A 16,733-nucleotide genomic window follows, 5' to 3' on the forward strand; every position below is an offset into this window, starting at 1 on the left:
TTTTTGATATAAAAAATTGGAAGAAAGAAGATGAATGGAAAATGCAAGAAGATAGATTTAACGGCAATCAGAAAATGGTGCTTATTTCAAAAAGGGATTATCCTAGCAAAGCAAACGGAGCAGCATCATCATAGTTCCGGGCAACTGTTCATTTTCTGCTCCCCGTATGTAATAAAAAAAGGAAGGCATCCACCTTCCATGCATAAATCATTTTTTAAAGAGCAAATCCATGGCAGTTTGAAAATCATTTGTCGGTTGATTGCAGCTGAAGTTTTCACAGACATAAATGGTTGGTTGTCCGTTTATCATGGCATAATCTTCAATAAAAGGGGCGATTTTGGAGAGTTTCGCCTGTTCACGCCTTTTTACCACCATGACGGAAATGCCAGGGTAGAAGTTCTTCTGTATATGGTTAATGAAATCAACAACTTCTTTTGTTTCATCATCCATCACGATCACGACTTCTTTTGTTGCCTGCTGTGCGTACATCACAGCCTGCAGCATCATGGCGTGGGCAGTGGGTTCATCATCGATATCCTTGCTGAAGGCCTGAAACAATTGCTGGACTTTTTCTTCCAACGTAAAATCCCCAGTCAGTTTCGAAAGCCTTAACAACTGGCAGGCTGCAACACTGTTCCCGGAAGGCAGTGCCCCGTCATAAGACGCCTTTTGCCTGACGAGCAATGGCTCATCGTCGTTTCCGCTAAAGAAAAAGCCTCCTCCATGTTCGTCCCAAAATAAATCAATCATATTGCCGGCCAGTCTTTTTGCTTCCGCCAAATAAAAAGGGGCAAAAGTGGACTCATACAGTTCCATATATCCCCACAGGAGAAAGGCATATTCGTCTATAAAACCTTTGTTTTTTACTTCGCCATCGCGGTATCTCACCATTACACGGTCATTTTGAATCAAGTTGTCCCTGATAAAAGAAACCGCTTTTTCTGCAGCCTGCACATAGGATGGTTGATGAAAAACACGCCCTGCTTTTGCGAGCGCTGCAATCATTAAGCCGTTCCATGATGTTAAAATTTTATCATCGCGGAACGGGCGCACCCGCTTTTCCCGGTGTTGGAACAAGCTTTGCCGTGCCGTTTCTAATTTTTCTGCGAGCGCCGCGGGAGAAATCCCTCCTTTTTTTGCGATTGATTCTAAAGGCGTTGTAATCTGATTCGGGATGTTTTTTCCTTCGAAATTTCCCTGCTCGGTAATGCCGTATGCCTGGCAAAAGAGCGTGCCCAACTGTTCCCCCAGCACATCTTTTACTTCTGCAGGCGTCCACACATAAAACTTTCCTTCCTCACCTTCCGAGTCGGCATCTTCCGCGGAATAGAACCCGCCATCCGGATGAGCCATATCACGCAGCACATACTTGATGATTTCTTCCGTTATTTTTTTGTACCGGGCATTTTTCGTCATCCGGAAAGCATCGGTATAGGCCAGTGCAAGCAGCGCATTGTCATAAAGCATCTTTTCAAAGTGCGGCACCAAAAATTTTTCATCAACGGAATAGCGGGAAAAACCGTAACCAATATGGTCATAAATTCCCCCGCGCGCCAGCCCGTCCAATGTTTTGGTTGCCATCGCAAGCGCATCCCGGTTTTCATAAAATTTGGCATACATGAGTAAAAATACAAGTGAATGCGGCATTGGAAATTTCGGCGCCCTGCCAAAACCGCCATAGCGGGGATCAAAAGCCTGCTTGTAAGTTTGGAAAGCGCGCCCGGCCGTTTCTTTCGTTAAAGCCGTTTGCCCCCCTTTTTTCCGGCTTGCCTTGAGCGCCTGTTTGACTTGTGCGCCTACATCCTTGATCCGGTCCGGATTTTCGGTGTATTGTTGGGATAAATAATGCAACACTTCTTTAAAACCGGGCATCCCATACCGGCTTTCCCGCGGAAAATAGGTTCCGGCATAAAAAGGGACCTTCTCCGGCGTCAAAAATACGCTCAACGGCCAGCCGCCCTGCCCAGTCATCATTTGGCAAACAAGCATATAAATGGCATCAATATCCGGCCGCTCTTCCCTGTCCACCTTAATCGCCACAAATTTCTCATTCAGGATCCGCGCCACCTCTTCATTTTCAAAAGACTCCCGCTCCATCACATGGCACCAGTGGCAGGTCGAATAGCCGATGGAAACAAAAACCGGCTTGTTTTCCCGCTTCGCTTTCGCAAAAGCGTCTTCGCCCCACGGATACCAGTCAACCGGATTACGGGCGTGCTGCAGCAAATAAGGCGATTTTTCATGAATTAACCGATTAAATGGTCTGTTTTCACCCAAGACATTCCCTTCTTTCTTTCAATTCCTTTATCATCAGTTTACCTGAAACAAAAAGGCGCTACAAATGCTTGAAATCGCACGACTCCGCAATTAAGCAGAGGAAGAGGCTTTAGCACGTGATTTGTCCGGTTTCACCGCCGCAAATGTAAGCCCTGCCGCCACCAGGCAGAAACCGGCCATGATCACCATGCTGATCTCAACTCGCCCTTTCATAAAATTGGCCATAAATAACGGGCCTGCCGCCACGCCGATATAGCGCATCGAACTGTAAATGGCGCTGATCGTCCCGCGGACTTCTTTTTCAATCGACTGGTTAATCAGCGCATCCAACGGCGTAAGAGAGGCACCGATTCCGATTCCACAAATGAGAAAGGTCCCCATTAAATAGAAAAAACGGTCCGAAAAGGAGATCACGAGCACGGAGGCTCCGGTAATAAGCGCACTGGAGAAAATAATCCATTTCATCAGTACCATGTTTTCTTTAATGATTTTCCCTGTTATAAAGGAAGAAAGGCACAGCGCCGCAAGCGGGACGGCCAAAATAAACCCTTTCTTCACGCCGTGGTAGCCGTACTGGTCTTCCAGATTGGACGACAAATAAAACAGCACCGCAAACAAAATAAACATCACGATGGCCCCGATCGCAAATACGGACGCCAGCCAGCGCCAGTGCTGGCGGAACACCTTTTTCGTATTCGATATAAATGCTTTGATTCCCGGACCTTGTTTTTCTTGTGCCGGCCTTTTGACAAGAAACAAAACAGACAGGATAGAGATCAGGCAAAAGACAGGGATGGCCGCAAAAGGCAAAAACCAGATCACCCCTGCCAGAAAGGATCCGAGAATCGGGCTCAATACTTTTCCAAATGTATTGGCCGTTTCAATAATGCCGAGGGTGGTGCTCACATCCCGGTTGCGGCGGAACATATCGCCGACAAGCGGCAATACGATCGGTGCCGCGCCGGCCGTCCCGACGCCCTGCAAAGTCCGGCCGACCAAAATAAGGGAATACGGGTGATCGAGTTGCCAGGCAGCATATGCCGAAATCGCCCCTCCGGCAGCCGTAATCACAAGTGACGGGATAATGACCATTTTTCGGCCGTATCTGTCCGATAAAAATCCGGCAACCGGAATAAGGAAAATGGCGACAATTGAATAAAAGGTGATAATATAGCTGGATTGGACTTTGGAGATGCCCAGTTTGTCCTCCATCAGGGGAAGGACCGGGATCAGCATCGAATTCCCCAGTGTCATAATCAGGGGGATGGACGATAATGCCACAATCGCCCATCTTTTTTGATGGATTTCATTGTTTTTATCGGATAAAGGTGTGTTTGTTGTTAAATGATCCATTGTCTGTATTTTCCTTTCTTCTTTTCAATGTCAACACTCTTCTTTACTATCTGCCCAACCGGAGACATTTATGAATGGAAAAAACGGGTTTTCTTTCTCATCATTTTTTAACAAACTATTCATATCTTTTTCTTTTCATTCGGTTAGTATATAAGTAAAAGCGGATTCTCCTTGATCATGCGCCTTCCGGGGCTATAATAAGGGCAGCGGAAAAGAAAGAGTTCCGGCAAAAGAACTTCGAGGGGGAATCATCATGAACATGAAACGGATATTATTGGTGGAAGATGAAAAAAATCTGGCCCGTTTTATTGAGCTGGAGTTAAGGCATGAAGGATACGAAGTGAAAGTGGCGTATGACGGGCGGGAAGGGCTGCAGTCGGCTTTGGAGGAGGAGTGGGATGTGATTCTCCTTGATTTAATGCTGCCGAAACTGAACGGCCTTGAAGTATGCCGCCGCCTGCGCCAGGAAAAAGAAACACCGGTCATCATGATTACCGCTCGGGACAGCATTATGGACCGTGTATCCGGGCTTGACCATGGGGCGGATGATTATATTGTCAAACCATTTGCGATTGAAGAATTGCTCGCAAGGCTGAGAGCCATTTTCAGAAGGATGGAGTACGCCGAGCCCAAAAAAGCAGCGCTAACAACGTACAAGTTTCGTGACCTTGTGCTGGAAAAAGAAAGCCGGCTTGTTAAAAAGGCAGGGAAAACCATTGAATTGACAAAGCGGGAATACGATTTGCTGCTTACGCTTTTGGAAAATAAAAATATTGTCATGACCCGTGAAGCGCTCCTGAACAAAGTATGGGGATATGAAACCGAGGTCGAAACGAATGTCGTCGATGTGTACATCCGGTACTTGCGCAATAAAATTGATACAGAAGGCGAAGACAGCTATATCCAGACAGTGCGGGGAACAGGATATGTGATGCGCGAATGAGGGCGGTAAAACACTGGCTGCAAAAAAGTTCCTTGAAAGTGAAATGGTCCGTTGGCGCAAGTGTAGCGATCTTTTTAACGTTTCTGATTTTCGGATTTTTCCAGTATACACTAATCAGTAGATGGCTATTGCATGAAGAAGCGACTTCGGTATCCGAGGCGCTGGATGATTTGAACAACAAGGGGGAAAACATCGATGACATTTTATCGAACCGGACGCTTTTTCAGCAGGTGCTGGAAAAAGACCAGTCGATCCGGATCATCAATGCGGAAGGAAGGGAAATGCTTGTCGTAAAAAGCATTCATTCTACCGATGCAAAAGTGCCGTTTATGCCGGTGAACGAAAAACGGGTCAGCCTGATCCGCGCGGGCAATCATCAAATTTTAGTCGGAAGGAGCCCGTTCCGCTCCCAGTCGTTCAACGGCTATATTGAAGTGATCTATCCTTTATACCGGTATGAAAATTTAATGCGGAATGTTCTGTTTGTCATGATGGTCGCCGGATGTGTGGGCTTGCTTTTGAGTGCTTTTCTCGGGTTTATGATGGCAAAAAATTTCCTCAAACCGTTGAAAAAACTCTCTTCCACCATGCAAAGCATCCGCAAAAAAGGATTCCAGGAACGGATGGAGCCAAGCGCCTCCAAAGACGAAATGGGGGAACTGACCAATATTTTTAACGATATGATGGACCAGATTGAACAGTCGTTCCGGCAGCAGAAACGGTTTGTCGAGGATGCTTCCCATGAATTAAGGACCCCCGTGCAAGTAATGGAAGGGCACTTAAATTTGTTAAACCGCTGGGGAAAAAATGACCCTGCGATTCTTGAAGAGTCGCTCCAGGCCTCGCTTCAGGAATTAAGCAGAATGAAAAAACTGGTGGAGGAACTGCTCGATCTTTCCCGGGTGGAAGAAGCCAAAATATTGGCCAATGAGGAAAAAGCAGATCTTTTGGCGGTCACAGAAAGGGTGATCCGCAATTTTAAAATGATCCACCAGCAATTCGATTTCAATTTTCAATATGATCCCAAACAGGCCTATGAAATCCTGATGAGCGAGAACCATCTTGAGCAGGTGCTGATCATTGTATTTGATAATGCGATAAAATATTCCGACCGCATTTACAAAGTCGATATCCGTCTCAAGCAGGAAAAGGGGAGGGCCGTGTTAACGGTAAAAGATTACGGGATCGGGATCCCGAAAGAAGATTTGCCGCAAATTTTCCACCGCTTTTACCGGGTGGATAAAGCAAGAAGCCGCGCAAAAGGCGGGAACGGGCTCGGGCTTGCTATTGCCAAACAACTGACAGAAGGATATTCCGGCACGATAGAAGCAGCAAGCGAGGTTGGCAAAGGGACCGAAATCCGGTTTACATTCCCCCTTGCCGCAAAACAAAAAACAGGCGGAAAAGAGGGCGTTTCGAAAAAATGAAACGTTCTTTTTCTTTTAAAGAAAAGGGGAGGGCCGTGTTTCGCCTGTGCCTGGAAACCGCGCCCGCCTTTCGCCCGTTTCCAAAAGGATAAACCTTTTTGATCCGCAAAATAACCGGGAGCTATACGTATGGAACCAACTGTAAGTTTTATCCAGAGGGCCGGGCTGTTAAAAATCTATGCCGACTTCTGTCATTTCATGTTCACTTTTTTTCAGGAGCCGGATTTCCAGGATGCCGTCCCGGTATTTTGCGGTCGTCCCTTTCCGGCGCACCGGGGAAGGCAGCCGTATCACCTGTTCCGCGTCCGGTTTTGGAAATGATTTTAACATGACTTGAAGGGAAGTGTGGAAGATTTTTAAGCCGGTGAGCATGCTTTCCTCCTGGACAGGGACGCGGATAAAAATAAAATCCAGTGTTTCAAATATTTTTATAGACGGGGCGCCCGTATCCGGGGAAGAGGGAGCCGGATCATCGGCCCCGTCCCCCTTCTTGAACGCAGCGCCCCATTCGTCCCATTGAGAAAGGGCTTGGTTTATATGTTCCTGTACAGGTGGAAACGGCATATTCATCATCTTGAAGATCTCTTCGGTAAACGGAAACGTTTTCCATGGGAACATTTTTCTGCTCCTTTCTGCAACGGGGATATCATAAAATATGCGGTTTTGAACAATCGGGTGAGGCAAATGCAGCAGCACTTTCCGGGAAAAAAACAGAATGAATCACTATTCATGCAAATTTTTAAAAATAAGAGTTTTTAACTTTATCTATTACGCTTACAGTGCTAAAATTGAGTTTGTAAGCGTTACAGCTTTCAAAATTCTTTATCGTTACATAATTTCTTGGTTCCGTTTTGGCATCCGCCAGGCGAAACCATACGAAAGTGAATAAGGGACGAAGAGCTGGAGGTTTTTCAAAATGAATGCAACTACACCAAAGGGATTTTGGGAAAGTTTTTCCGGTCCTAATCTTGGGTATGTCATGGATTTATATGAACAATACCTGGAAGATCCGGACAGCATCGACGAAGAGGCGAGAAAAGTTTTTGACCAGTGGGGCGCGCCCGCTGTTTCCGAAGGCGGGAGCCCGACACAGGGGCAGGCGGATATTTCTTTCCAATTGCCGGCAAACCCGACGATTTTCAGCAAAATGGTCGCTGCTGTCAAATTGGCGGACAATATCCGGACTTTTGGCCATCTCGCAGCGGATATCAACCCGCTCCAAAAACCTGTTGGGGATGTCAGAAGAATTGAACTGGGAGAATTTGATTTAACCGAAGAAGATTTGAAAAAAGTGCCGGCATCCTTTATTTGCCCGGATGCACCCAAAAGGGTCAAAAACGGGCTTGATGCCATCAATTATTTAAAAGAAGTGTACACCCAAAAAGTCGCCTTTGAGTTTGACCATATTCATGACATGGAAGAAAAGCACTGGCTGCAACGGACAGTTGAATCGGGCAGCTTTTTCCGCGAACTCGGCCGGGAACAGAAAATCGGGATTTTAAAACGCCTTTCAGATGTGGAAGGATTTGAAAAATTTATTCACCGGACATTTGTCGGGCAGAAGCGTTTTTCCATTGAAGGGCTTGATGCGCTCGTTCCGCTGATGGAACAAATGATCATGGAAGCGGTCAAAACGGGTGTGAAAACCGTTAATATCGGCATGGCGCACAGAGGCCGCCTCAATGTGCTTGCCCATATTCTTGAAAAACCATACGAGCTCATTTTTGCGGAATTTAAGCATGCTTCCAATAAAGATTTAATCCCTTCCGAAGGATCGATCGGCATTACGTACGGATGGACCGGCGATGTTAAATACCATCTCGGCGCGGACAGAAAAGGGCAAAACGGCGGCCCGATCGGCGCGCGTATCGTGCTTGCCAACAACCCAAGCCATCTGGAAGTTGTCAACCCTGTTGTCGAAGGGTATACACGTGCCGCGCAGGATAACCGGAACAAAGCGGGCTATCCGGACCGCGATCCGGACCGCGCATTTGCGATTCTTGTCCATGGGGATGCCGCATTTGCGGGGCAGGGCATTGTCGCAGAAACGCTGAATATGAGCAAGCTGAACGGATACGGGACAGGCGGGACCATCCATATCATCGCCAATAACAATATCGGGTTTACGACCGAAACATACGACTCGAGGTCAACAAAATATGCTTCTGATCCGGCAAAAGGCTATGAAGTGCCGATCCTCCATGTGAATGCGGATGATCCGGAAGCATGCGTACAGGCGGCGCTGTTTGCTTATGCTTACCGCGAAAAATTCCATAAAGACTTTGTGATCGACCTGGTCGGCTACCGCCGCTACGGCCATAATGAAATGGATGAACCGATGGTAACCAACCCGGTAATGTACCATGCGGTGCACAATCATCCGACGGTCAGGGCCATCTACGGTGAACAGCTTGTAAAAGAAGGCGTCCTGACAGCCGAAGAGGTTAAAACGATTGATGAAGCCGTTCAGAAAAAACTGCAGGCGGCTTACGAAAAAGTGCCAGACGGCGAAGCAGAACCCGATACGGCCATGGAGCCCCCAGAAAATGTGAAAAAAGGCTATTTGAGCATGAAAACAGGGGTGCCGGAACAGGAACTGAGGGCTTGGAATGCTGAATTGCTCGCCTGGCCTGAAAACTTCCACGTCTTTAAAAAACTGGCGCGGATTTTGAAACGCCGCGAACACGTTTTTGACGGAAAAGGGAAAATTGACTGGGCCCATGCGGAAGCGCTCGCGTTTGCAGCCATTTTAAAAGATGGCGTGCCGATCCGGTTTACCGGCCAGGATACACAGCGCGGCACGTTCGCACAGCGCAATCTCGTCCTGCACGACGAACAGACGGGGGAAGAATATATTCCGCACCATCATCTGTCCGGCGTTCAAACTTCATTTGCCATTTATAACAGCCCGCTGACCGAAGCCGGCGTTGTCGGGTTTGAATACGGCTATAACGTCTTTTCGCCGGATACGCTCGTCATTTGGGAAGCCCAGTTCGGCGATTTTGCAAACATGGCACAGGTCATGTTTGACCAGTTCATTTCATCCGGCAGGGCAAAATGGGGGCAAAAATCAGGGCTTGTCATGATGCTGCCGCACGGATACGAAGGGCAAGGCCCTGAACATTCAAGCGGCAGGGTGGAACGCTTCCTGCAACTGGCAGCGGAAAACAACTGGACAGTGGCGAATGTCTCGACAGCCGGCCAATACTTCCATATTTTAAGAAGGCAGGCAAAATGGCTGGCAAAAGAAGAAATCCGCCCGCTCGTTCTCATGACGCCAAAAAGCCTGCTTCGCCACCCGCTGGCATCTGTAGAGCCGTCTGTACTGGTAGATGGCAAATTCCACACCGTGCTGGAAGGCCCGGATACGGAAAATACGGGTGCAGTCGAAAGAATCCTGCTTTGCAGCGGGAAAGTGGCTGTAGACTTGGAAGAAAAGCTGGACGGTGCGGATATGAGCTGGCTGCATACGGTAAGGGTCGAGCAAATCTATCCTTTCCCTGAACAGGAATTGAAGGAAATCTTCGCGCGCTTTAAAAACGCGAAAGAAATTGTATGGATGCAGGAGGAGCCGGAGAATATGGGTTCCTGGTCTTTTGTTGAACCGTATTTAAGAAAGTTGGCGCCTCAGGGAGCAGAAATCCGATACATCGGCCGGCCGAGAAGGTCAAGCCCGTCGGAAGGCGACCCGGTCGTCCATAAAAAAGAACAAAACATAATTCTGACTGAAGCCATTACCCGCCCTTAAACGGCGGCTCGCTCCTTCCCAAGGGGCGGGGGCTTCCTATGCGCAAAATAACCGTTGCTTTGCCCGCTTCATCCTGCAGCCCGCGCTGCTCGGAAGATGAAGGAGGAGGCTTTGATATAAAAAAAGTGATACTTTTAAGGGAGGACAAGTGTTGTGGCTGAAATTAAAGTGCCTGAACTGGCAGAATCCATCACGGAAGGAACCATTGCACAATGGCTGAAACATCCGGGGGACCATGTAGATAAAGGGGAATATATTGTAGAACTTGAGACAGATAAAGTAAATGTAGAAGTCATTTCGGAAGAAGAAGGCGTCGTCCAGTCCCTCCTTTTTGAAGAAGGGGACACAGTCCAAGTCGGCGATGTCATTGCGATTGTCGGCGAAGGAACAGGGGAAAACAACGCAACGCCTTCCGCGCCGCCAAAAGAAGCGGAAGCACCGCAACCGGCACAAGCACAGGCGCTGGCGCAAACACAAGCGCCTGCCCCGGAGCAGCCAAAGCCGGCTCAGGAAGAAAGCGAAAGCCGCCCGGTTGCTTCTCCGGCTGCCCGCAAACTGGCACGTGAAAAAGGCATTGACTTATCGCAAGTGCCGGCAGTGGATCCGCTTGGCAGGGTAAGGAAACAAGATGTGGAAACCTTCAATCCGCAAGCTGCGGCAAAAGCGCCGGCAGCACCGGAAAAACCTGCAGCCGGCAAAGCTGTGGCAGAAGAAGCCGGCAAACCGGTTGAAAGAATCCGCATGTCACGCCGCCGCCAGACGATCGCAAAACGGCTCGTTGAAGTGACACAGACAACGGCGATGCTGACGACATTCAACGAAATTGATATGTCGGCCGTCATGGATTTAAGAAAGCGAAAAAAAGAACAGTTCGTTAAAGATCATGACATCCGTCTCGGCTTTATGTCGTTCTTTACAAAAGCAGTGGTTGCGGCATTGAAGAAATATCCGTATGTCAATGCGGAAATTCAGGGCAATGAGCTGCTCTTGAAAAAATATTATGATATCGGCATTGCGGTATCCACGGAAGAAGGGCTTGTCGTGCCGGTTGTCCGGGATTGCGACCGGAAATCGTTCGCGGAAATTGAAGCGGATATTGCTGCATTTGCCCAAAAAGCACGTGATAATAAACTTGCATTAAGCGATCTGCAGGGCGGAACCTTTACGATTACAAACGGCGGCGTCTTTGGCTCGTTGTTCTCAACGCCGATTATCAACGGGACACAGGTTGGCATCCTCGGCATGCACACCATTCAAAAACGCCCGGTTGCAGTCGATGGGGACCGGATTGAAATCCGCCCGATGATGTACGTGGCGCTTTCCTATGACCACCGCGTCATTGACGGAAAAGATGCTGTCGGTTTCTTGAAAACGGTGAAAACATTAATTGAAAATCCTGAAGATTTGCTGCTGGAATCTTAAAAGCATGAAAGAAAAGCATCGGTTTTGCCGATGCTTTTCTTTTTAACCGCCCTTTAAGGATTGGCGATCCAGACGCTTTTGACTTCCGTATAGTTTTGGAGCGCGTAGGAACCCATCTCGCGCCCGATGCCGGATTGTTTATAACCGCCAAACGGGGAAGCAGCATCAAACACATTGTAGCAGTTGACCCAAACCGTTCCCGCCCGGAGACGGTTTGCAATATAGTGCGCATTGGCCACATTTTCCGTCCAAACCCCTGCCGCAAGCCCGTACTCGCTGTTGTTGGCGCGGCTGATTACTTCATCGAGGGATTCGTAAGGCATTGCCGCAATGACTGGGCCGAAAATTTCCTCTTTGGCGATCGTCATCTCATCACGGACATCTGCAAAAATCGTCGGTTCAACAAAGAAGCCTTCTTCACGCGGTTTTTTTCCGCCTGTCACAATTTCCGCCCCTTCATCAAGCCCTTTTTCAATATAATTCAAAACGCGCGCTTGCTGCTCATCTGAAACAAGCGGCCCCATTTCCGTATCTTTATTCAGCCCGAAGCCCTGCTTAATTGACTGGGCGTGGGAGGCCATATCGGCAATGACATTATCGAAATGTTTCTTTTGAATGAAAACGCGCGAACCGGCGCAGCATACTTGCCCCTGGTTGAACATTACGCCGTTTAAAGCGCCAGGAATTGCTTTCGATAAGTCGGCATCCGGCAAAATAATGTTCGGGGATTTTCCGCCAAGTTCGAGCGTGACCCGTTTTAGCGTTTTCGAGGCATTGGCCATGATCAGTTTCCCGACTTCAGTGGAACCGGTAAAGGCAATTTTATCCACAAGCGGGTGGTCGACAAGGGCGGCTCCGGCAGTTTCCCCAAAGCCCGGCACAATATTGATGACGCCATCCGGGAAGCCGGCCTCGCTCACCAGCTGCGCCAAATAAAGGGCGGAAAGCGGCGTTTGTTCAGCCGGTTTTAAAATGATCGTGCAGCCGGTCGCAAGCGCGGCGCCCATTTTCCACATTGCCATTAAAAGAGGGAAGTTCCAAGGGATGATTTGCCCGACAACCCCGACCGGTTCATGGCGGGTATAGTTAAAGTAAGGGCCGTTTACGGGAATGGTCTGGCCGGTGATTTTCGTTGTCCAGCCGGCATAATACCGCATATGTTCAATGGCAAGCGGAATATCGGCATTTGCCGTTTCGCGGATCGGTTTCCCGTTGTCGAGCGTTTCGAGCTGTGCCAGCGCTTCCCGGTGCTCTTCCATCAGATCTGTCAATTTATACATTAACCGGCTTCTATCGGCAGGGTTCATCCGCGGCCATGGGCCTTCATCAAATGCTTTTCTGGCGGCTTGTACGGCACGGCCGATATCTTGTTTATCCCCTTCATAGACCGTAGCCAGCGTTTCGCCGGTAGCCGGATTCGGCGTGTCAAATGTTTTGCCGGATGCGCTTTCAACAAATTGCCCGTTAATGAACATCTTCTTTTTGCCCTGAAGGAAATGCTGAACCCTTTCATCCAACTGCACGGTTAATTGTTCCATTCCAACCCCTCCGTTTATGTTAATTTCAAGGAGACAAGCCTCCTTATACACTTGCTTTGCGCGCCAGTTTGTCAGCGCTTACATTAATATTCTACTAAATCCAAAAAATAGGTGCAATAGAAATCATTCGAATAATTTGAACATATTCCGTGGAAAACCGCAAAAATTCGACATGCCCCTTTATGAATAATTATTCGCTACTAATTTTCTAACAAAAAATAATTATTTTATCTTTTTATTTTACTAGTTTCATATTATAATCTATATATACATACATTTTAAGAAACGAGGGATAAAATTGACGATTAATGAGAGAATGGCACTAAAAATCCGCCTGGAGCAGCTGGAAGACGCTGAGATCCGGGTTATACAGGAATTTCAAAAAGAACGGGAATATATTTTTAAAAGATTAAGGGAGCTGGATGAAAAAGAAGGTCAGCAGGCAGAAACAGCATCCGGCAAACCGGAATATGTATCTTTTAATACGCTTGCGTCCGTCCCGCCGGAAACCTCCGGCGGCGAAGTCCTTACGAAAGAAAGAAAGGTGCGGAAATCGCGGCCGTCAAGAAGAAGCAAGTCGGGCAAGATGAGAGAAGAGGCCATCCAAATATTAAAAGAGGTTTCGAAACCGATCAGAGGGGCTGAACTGCAGCGGATGATCGAAGAAAAAACCGGCTTTAAAATCGCTAATATGACCTCTTTTATGAAATCCGTCGAAAAACTCGATCCGCGCATCCGCAAACCGGACCGCGGGCTGTATCAATTTGTGAATGATACAGCAAATACGGAAGAACCGCATCAGGAAATGGAACAAAATGAACACGAGCCGGAGGAAAACGAGGCAGTTGCTGAACAGAAGTAAACCGGCATAAAAAATCCCCGGAAATCCGGGGATGAAAAACAAAAAGCGGCGGGAACACATTAACTGTGCCCCCGCCGCTTTTTTTGTATTTTAGTGACTACCAAACGATCAAGATGCAATTATGAATTTGATTCTTCCTTCGGCGGGTGGGTCTGGTAAAATTTTTTCTGAATCAGCGTCTGCCCGATCATAAACAGCCCGCTCACCGTCCAGTACAGCGGCAGAACCGCCGGAGCTGAAAAAGAAACAAACAGGATCATGATCGGCGACATGAGCATCATGTATTTCATTTGCTTTTTCTGTTCTTCAGGGACCCCGATCAGGGAAATCTGGGCCTGGATGAAATAAATGACACCGGCGAGAATGGCCATCGGTATATCCGCTTGTCCGAGATTGAACCATAAAAAGGAGTGGGTCGCAATTTCTTTTGAGCCGCGGATCGCATAATAAAATCCCATTAAAATCGGCATTTGGATGATAATCGGCAGGCAGCCCATATTCAGCGGGTTAACGCCGTGCTTTTGGTACAGCCCCATCATTTCCTGCTGAAGCTTTGCCTGTTCTTCTTTCGTTTTTGCCGTTTTGATTTTTGCCTGCAGCTTATCCATTTCCGGCTTCAAAACTTTCATTTTATCCTGCATGATTTGCTGTTTTTTGAATGTATGCAGCATAAAAGGCATAAGAATCAGCCGGATGATTAACGTCAAAACAATAATGGCAATCCCGTAATCGCCATGAAGCAGCTGGGCCGTTGCTTTAATGACAATTGAAAACGGGGCAACAAAATAATGATGGAAAAATCCACCGCTGTGCCCGCCGTTTGTATTTGAACATGCGCTCAAAACGAACAATAAACCGCTTAAAACCAATGTGAAGCTGAAAAATCTTTTCATGAAATATCCTCCTTCAGTATATTGCACAAATCCTGCCCTCTCCGGCCGGCGTTAAATCCGGTTCCGGATCAGGATCCTCAGAAGGATATGTCCGTATTCTGACACAACTTAAAATCCAAACCGTAAAGAAATTGCACCGGCATTCCGCAGCCGGGCGGGTGTGTACAGTAAAATCCTGCATGATGGCGGCGGGCCTTGCTTCAACAAACGCTGCCGGCCTGATCACAAACCGGCTGAGATAAAGAAAACCTGCTGCCAGTACGTAAAATGACAGCGTGCAGACGGCTGGATCATTTACAAAATCGATGATGTTTTGAATCAAAGCTATTCACTCACTTTAAAGAGATCAGTACAAAGTATACTTTAAATTTATCTGTTTTACAATCGTAATCATCATTTTACCATACACTGCGAAAGAATCCTAATTTAAAGGAAGGGGAGTATGTGTCAAGTTTTTCTCGACAAGGTTTAAATATCGGGTATTCCAAGACACTCTTTTTGTACACTTTCGGCTACCGTGCTTTACTTGCTCGGTGTAATTTTCGGAAAAGATGTAATATTTCCGTATAAAGATGGATAACGGGGATGTTGAGGCGCGCGAAATTCACTCGCTTTCCGCGGGCGGCCGGCGAGCCTCCTCGCTCGTACCTCGCTGCGGGGTCTCTCCTGGCTCGCTTTTCCCGCAGGAGTCTCGTAAATTTCGCGCGCCTCAACGATCAGTCCCCACTGAGCCAAGCTTAAAACGAAAGCTCTAATATTTTGCTTAAATGTCCCATTGCCGATGAACTGCTTGAATGCAGGGCAACTGATCCGTGCTTTACGCCCACTGACGGGCGTACAGGCTGCTTGAGTAGTTGAGACATCCTGATTAATTGTTTCAAGTTCCGTTGCTTTCTCTCGCTTCTTGAACGGTGTTTCAGATAGACTTCTCTCAATGTCCCATTGAGTATGCCTTGTTTGATTTTCACCATGGCTTCTGCGCCAAGTTCACTCCAATGCATGCCCCTTTTTTTCATCCTGAAGGAGATATGCCTTTGATTCGATTCCATCGCTCCTAGGCCTCTCGCACCTTCCGGCACGTTTTTCACCCTGTCTCTCCAGTCAAAAATGCGGTCCCAGTTTTTCAAGATATACGAACGGAATTCCTTGATTTTCTTGAGAGCCTTTTTATCCGTCAAGGTGCTTTCGTGCGTATCCAAATATAACGTGAATTGGTCCAGGTCATGCGTTCTAATCGCTTTTCTAATTTGCTCTTTGATCTCGCTCTTTCCGCCCCCGAATGTCCTTACGATGGCTTGTGCAACGTGGTAGGTATCCAGCTGGTTGAGCACCGGAAATTCCGACTGTGAGAATGCTGTTTGAAACCGTTCAGCTGTATACCCTGCACCTCCATCGCTGTTTGTAATGACATGCGCTTTTTCAAGAGAGTAGGTGTTGGCAGCTTTGGCTTGCACTTCATCCCAAAATGTCTGGATGGCTTCCGTTGTCATGATGACTGTGGGCTGACGCAGGGAGACCCTTTTACCATTGGTTTGCCATCCCTCATAGAGAATGGCGTGGTGGACTTCCATACTCTGTTTCTTTTTTAGTCCCCGAACGAATACACCATCTGCTTCAGAAAACAGGTAGTCTACCTTCTTCCCCTCAGGCAGGGAAACAGCTATTTCTAGCTCTTCTACAAGTGCCTTATCGGCTTCCGCCTGAGTTTTCCCTACGTGTTTTACCATGTTCCCTACAGTTGTGTGACTAAGGCTCACTGCTGTCCATTCTTTTAAAATATCAGCTACCTCCCGATAGGTGTTCTCACTTGCCAACTCTGCCACCTTTAATTCCACTAACGGGCTGTATCGTTGGTATGGTAAAAGCCCTAACCATTCATCCAGAGGATAATGTGAATTCCCTTTCTGGTCATGCATTAGTGAACGTTTAAAGGTCACATTTCCAAATAAAAACTGAATGCTTCTGTTATCACTCCGGCAGTACTCCCAACCATCCTCCAGCTTTTTCTGCTTAATTGTTTTATCTAACGTCTCAAATATTTCCCCAACCCATTGCGTAAAGGCATTCTGAATCAGAATTTTAACTTGTTCTTCAAATTCAATAAGACTTTTTGTATCCTTTAATAATCTAGCAATTATTGATATAATATCCATAGGAAGACCTCTTTCTAAATGTATTCGCCCACAAGCGTACATTTAAATGATAGAGCGTCTTCCCATTTTTTTCCACTCATCTGCCCTTCGAGTAAAATTTTACACATACGGAAGGGG

General features: G+C 47.3%; 11 protein-coding genes. 5 read left to right on the forward strand and 6 right to left on the reverse strand.

What is annotated here, in order from left to right:
• Positions 1-207: 207 nt before the first annotated feature.
• On the reverse strand, positions 208-2,277 hold the full coding sequence (locus NST20_RS06670; protein WP_342400295.1) for a thioredoxin domain-containing protein: 2,070 nt from the start codon (positions 2,275-2,277) through the stop codon (positions 208-210).
• A 90-nt stretch (positions 2,278-2,367) separates the two neighbouring features.
• A complete protein-coding gene (locus NST20_RS06675) occupies positions 2,368-3,630 on the reverse strand; it encodes an MFS transporter (protein ID WP_342400296.1) in 1,263 nt (420 codons plus the stop codon).
• A gap of 259 nt (positions 3,631-3,889) precedes the next feature.
• Here NST20_RS06675 and NST20_RS06680 point away from each other — a divergent pair, with 259 nt between their 5' ends.
• Both NST20_RS06680 and NST20_RS06685 read left to right on the forward strand, forming a co-directional pair.
• Positions 3,890-4,573 (forward strand): response regulator transcription factor, encoded by a 684-nt coding sequence (locus NST20_RS06680; RefSeq protein WP_026104841.1) that lies wholly within the window; start codon positions 3,890-3,892, stop codon positions 4,571-4,573.
• Positions 4,570-6,000, forward strand: a complete 1,431-nt coding sequence (locus tag NST20_RS06685; protein WP_342400297.1) for a HAMP domain-containing histidine kinase — start codon at positions 4,570-4,572, stop codon at positions 5,998-6,000. The genes NST20_RS06680 and NST20_RS06685 overlap by 4 nt, the downstream gene beginning before the upstream one ends.
• Positions 6,001-6,168: 168 nt before the next feature.
• On the opposite strand, the gene NST20_RS06690 is transcribed toward NST20_RS06685, so the two are convergent.
• Complete coding sequence (locus NST20_RS06690) at positions 6,169-6,618, reverse strand: HSP20-like chaperone (RefSeq protein WP_133536012.1); 450 nt, start codon at positions 6,616-6,618, stop codon at positions 6,169-6,171.
• 298 nt (positions 6,619-6,916) lie between these two features.
• Here NST20_RS06690 and NST20_RS06695 point away from each other — a divergent pair, with 298 nt between their 5' ends.
• Together NST20_RS06695 and odhB are read left to right on the forward strand one after the other, a co-directional pair.
• Complete coding sequence (locus NST20_RS06695) at positions 6,917-9,748, forward strand: 2-oxoglutarate dehydrogenase E1 component (protein WP_342400298.1); 2,832 nt, start codon at positions 6,917-6,919, stop codon at positions 9,746-9,748.
• A 153-nt stretch (positions 9,749-9,901) separates the two neighbouring features.
• Positions 9,902-11,170 (forward strand): 2-oxoglutarate dehydrogenase complex dihydrolipoyllysine-residue succinyltransferase, encoded by a 1,269-nt coding sequence (gene odhB / locus NST20_RS06700; protein ID WP_061575882.1) that lies wholly within the window; start codon positions 9,902-9,904, stop codon positions 11,168-11,170.
• Between the two features lie 53 nt (positions 11,171-11,223).
• Here odhB and NST20_RS06705 read toward each other — a convergent pair whose 3' ends face one another.
• Complete coding sequence (locus tag NST20_RS06705; RefSeq protein ID WP_342400299.1) at positions 11,224-12,708, reverse strand: aldehyde dehydrogenase family protein; 1,485 nt, start codon at positions 12,706-12,708, stop codon at positions 11,224-11,226.
• Positions 12,709-13,006: 298 nt separating this feature from the next.
• On the opposite strand from NST20_RS06705, the gene NST20_RS06710 reads away from it, so the two are divergent.
• Positions 13,007-13,570: a competence protein ComK gene (locus tag NST20_RS06710; RefSeq protein ID WP_237349251.1), complete on the forward strand. Its 564-nt coding sequence runs from the start codon at positions 13,007-13,009 to the stop codon at positions 13,568-13,570.
• A 119-nt stretch (positions 13,571-13,689) separates the two neighbouring features.
• On the opposite strand, the gene yidC is transcribed toward NST20_RS06710, so the two are convergent.
• A complete protein-coding gene (gene yidC / locus NST20_RS06715) occupies positions 13,690-14,463 on the reverse strand; it encodes a membrane protein insertase YidC (RefSeq protein WP_029141632.1) in 774 nt (257 codons plus the stop codon).
• A 737-nt stretch (positions 14,464-15,200) separates the two neighbouring features.
• Positions 15,201-16,616 carry an ISLre2 family transposase gene (locus NST20_RS06720; protein ID WP_342399659.1) on the reverse strand — a complete coding sequence of 472 codons (1,416 nt, stop codon included), beginning with the start codon at positions 16,614-16,616 and terminating at the stop codon, positions 15,201-15,203.
• Positions 16,617-16,733: the final 117 nt, after the last annotated feature.

The sequence above is a fragment of the Weizmannia sp. FSL W8-0676 genome, from assembly GCF_038593015.1.
Lineage (GTDB): Bacteria > Bacillota > Bacilli > Bacillales > Bacillaceae_C > Weizmannia > Weizmannia coagulans.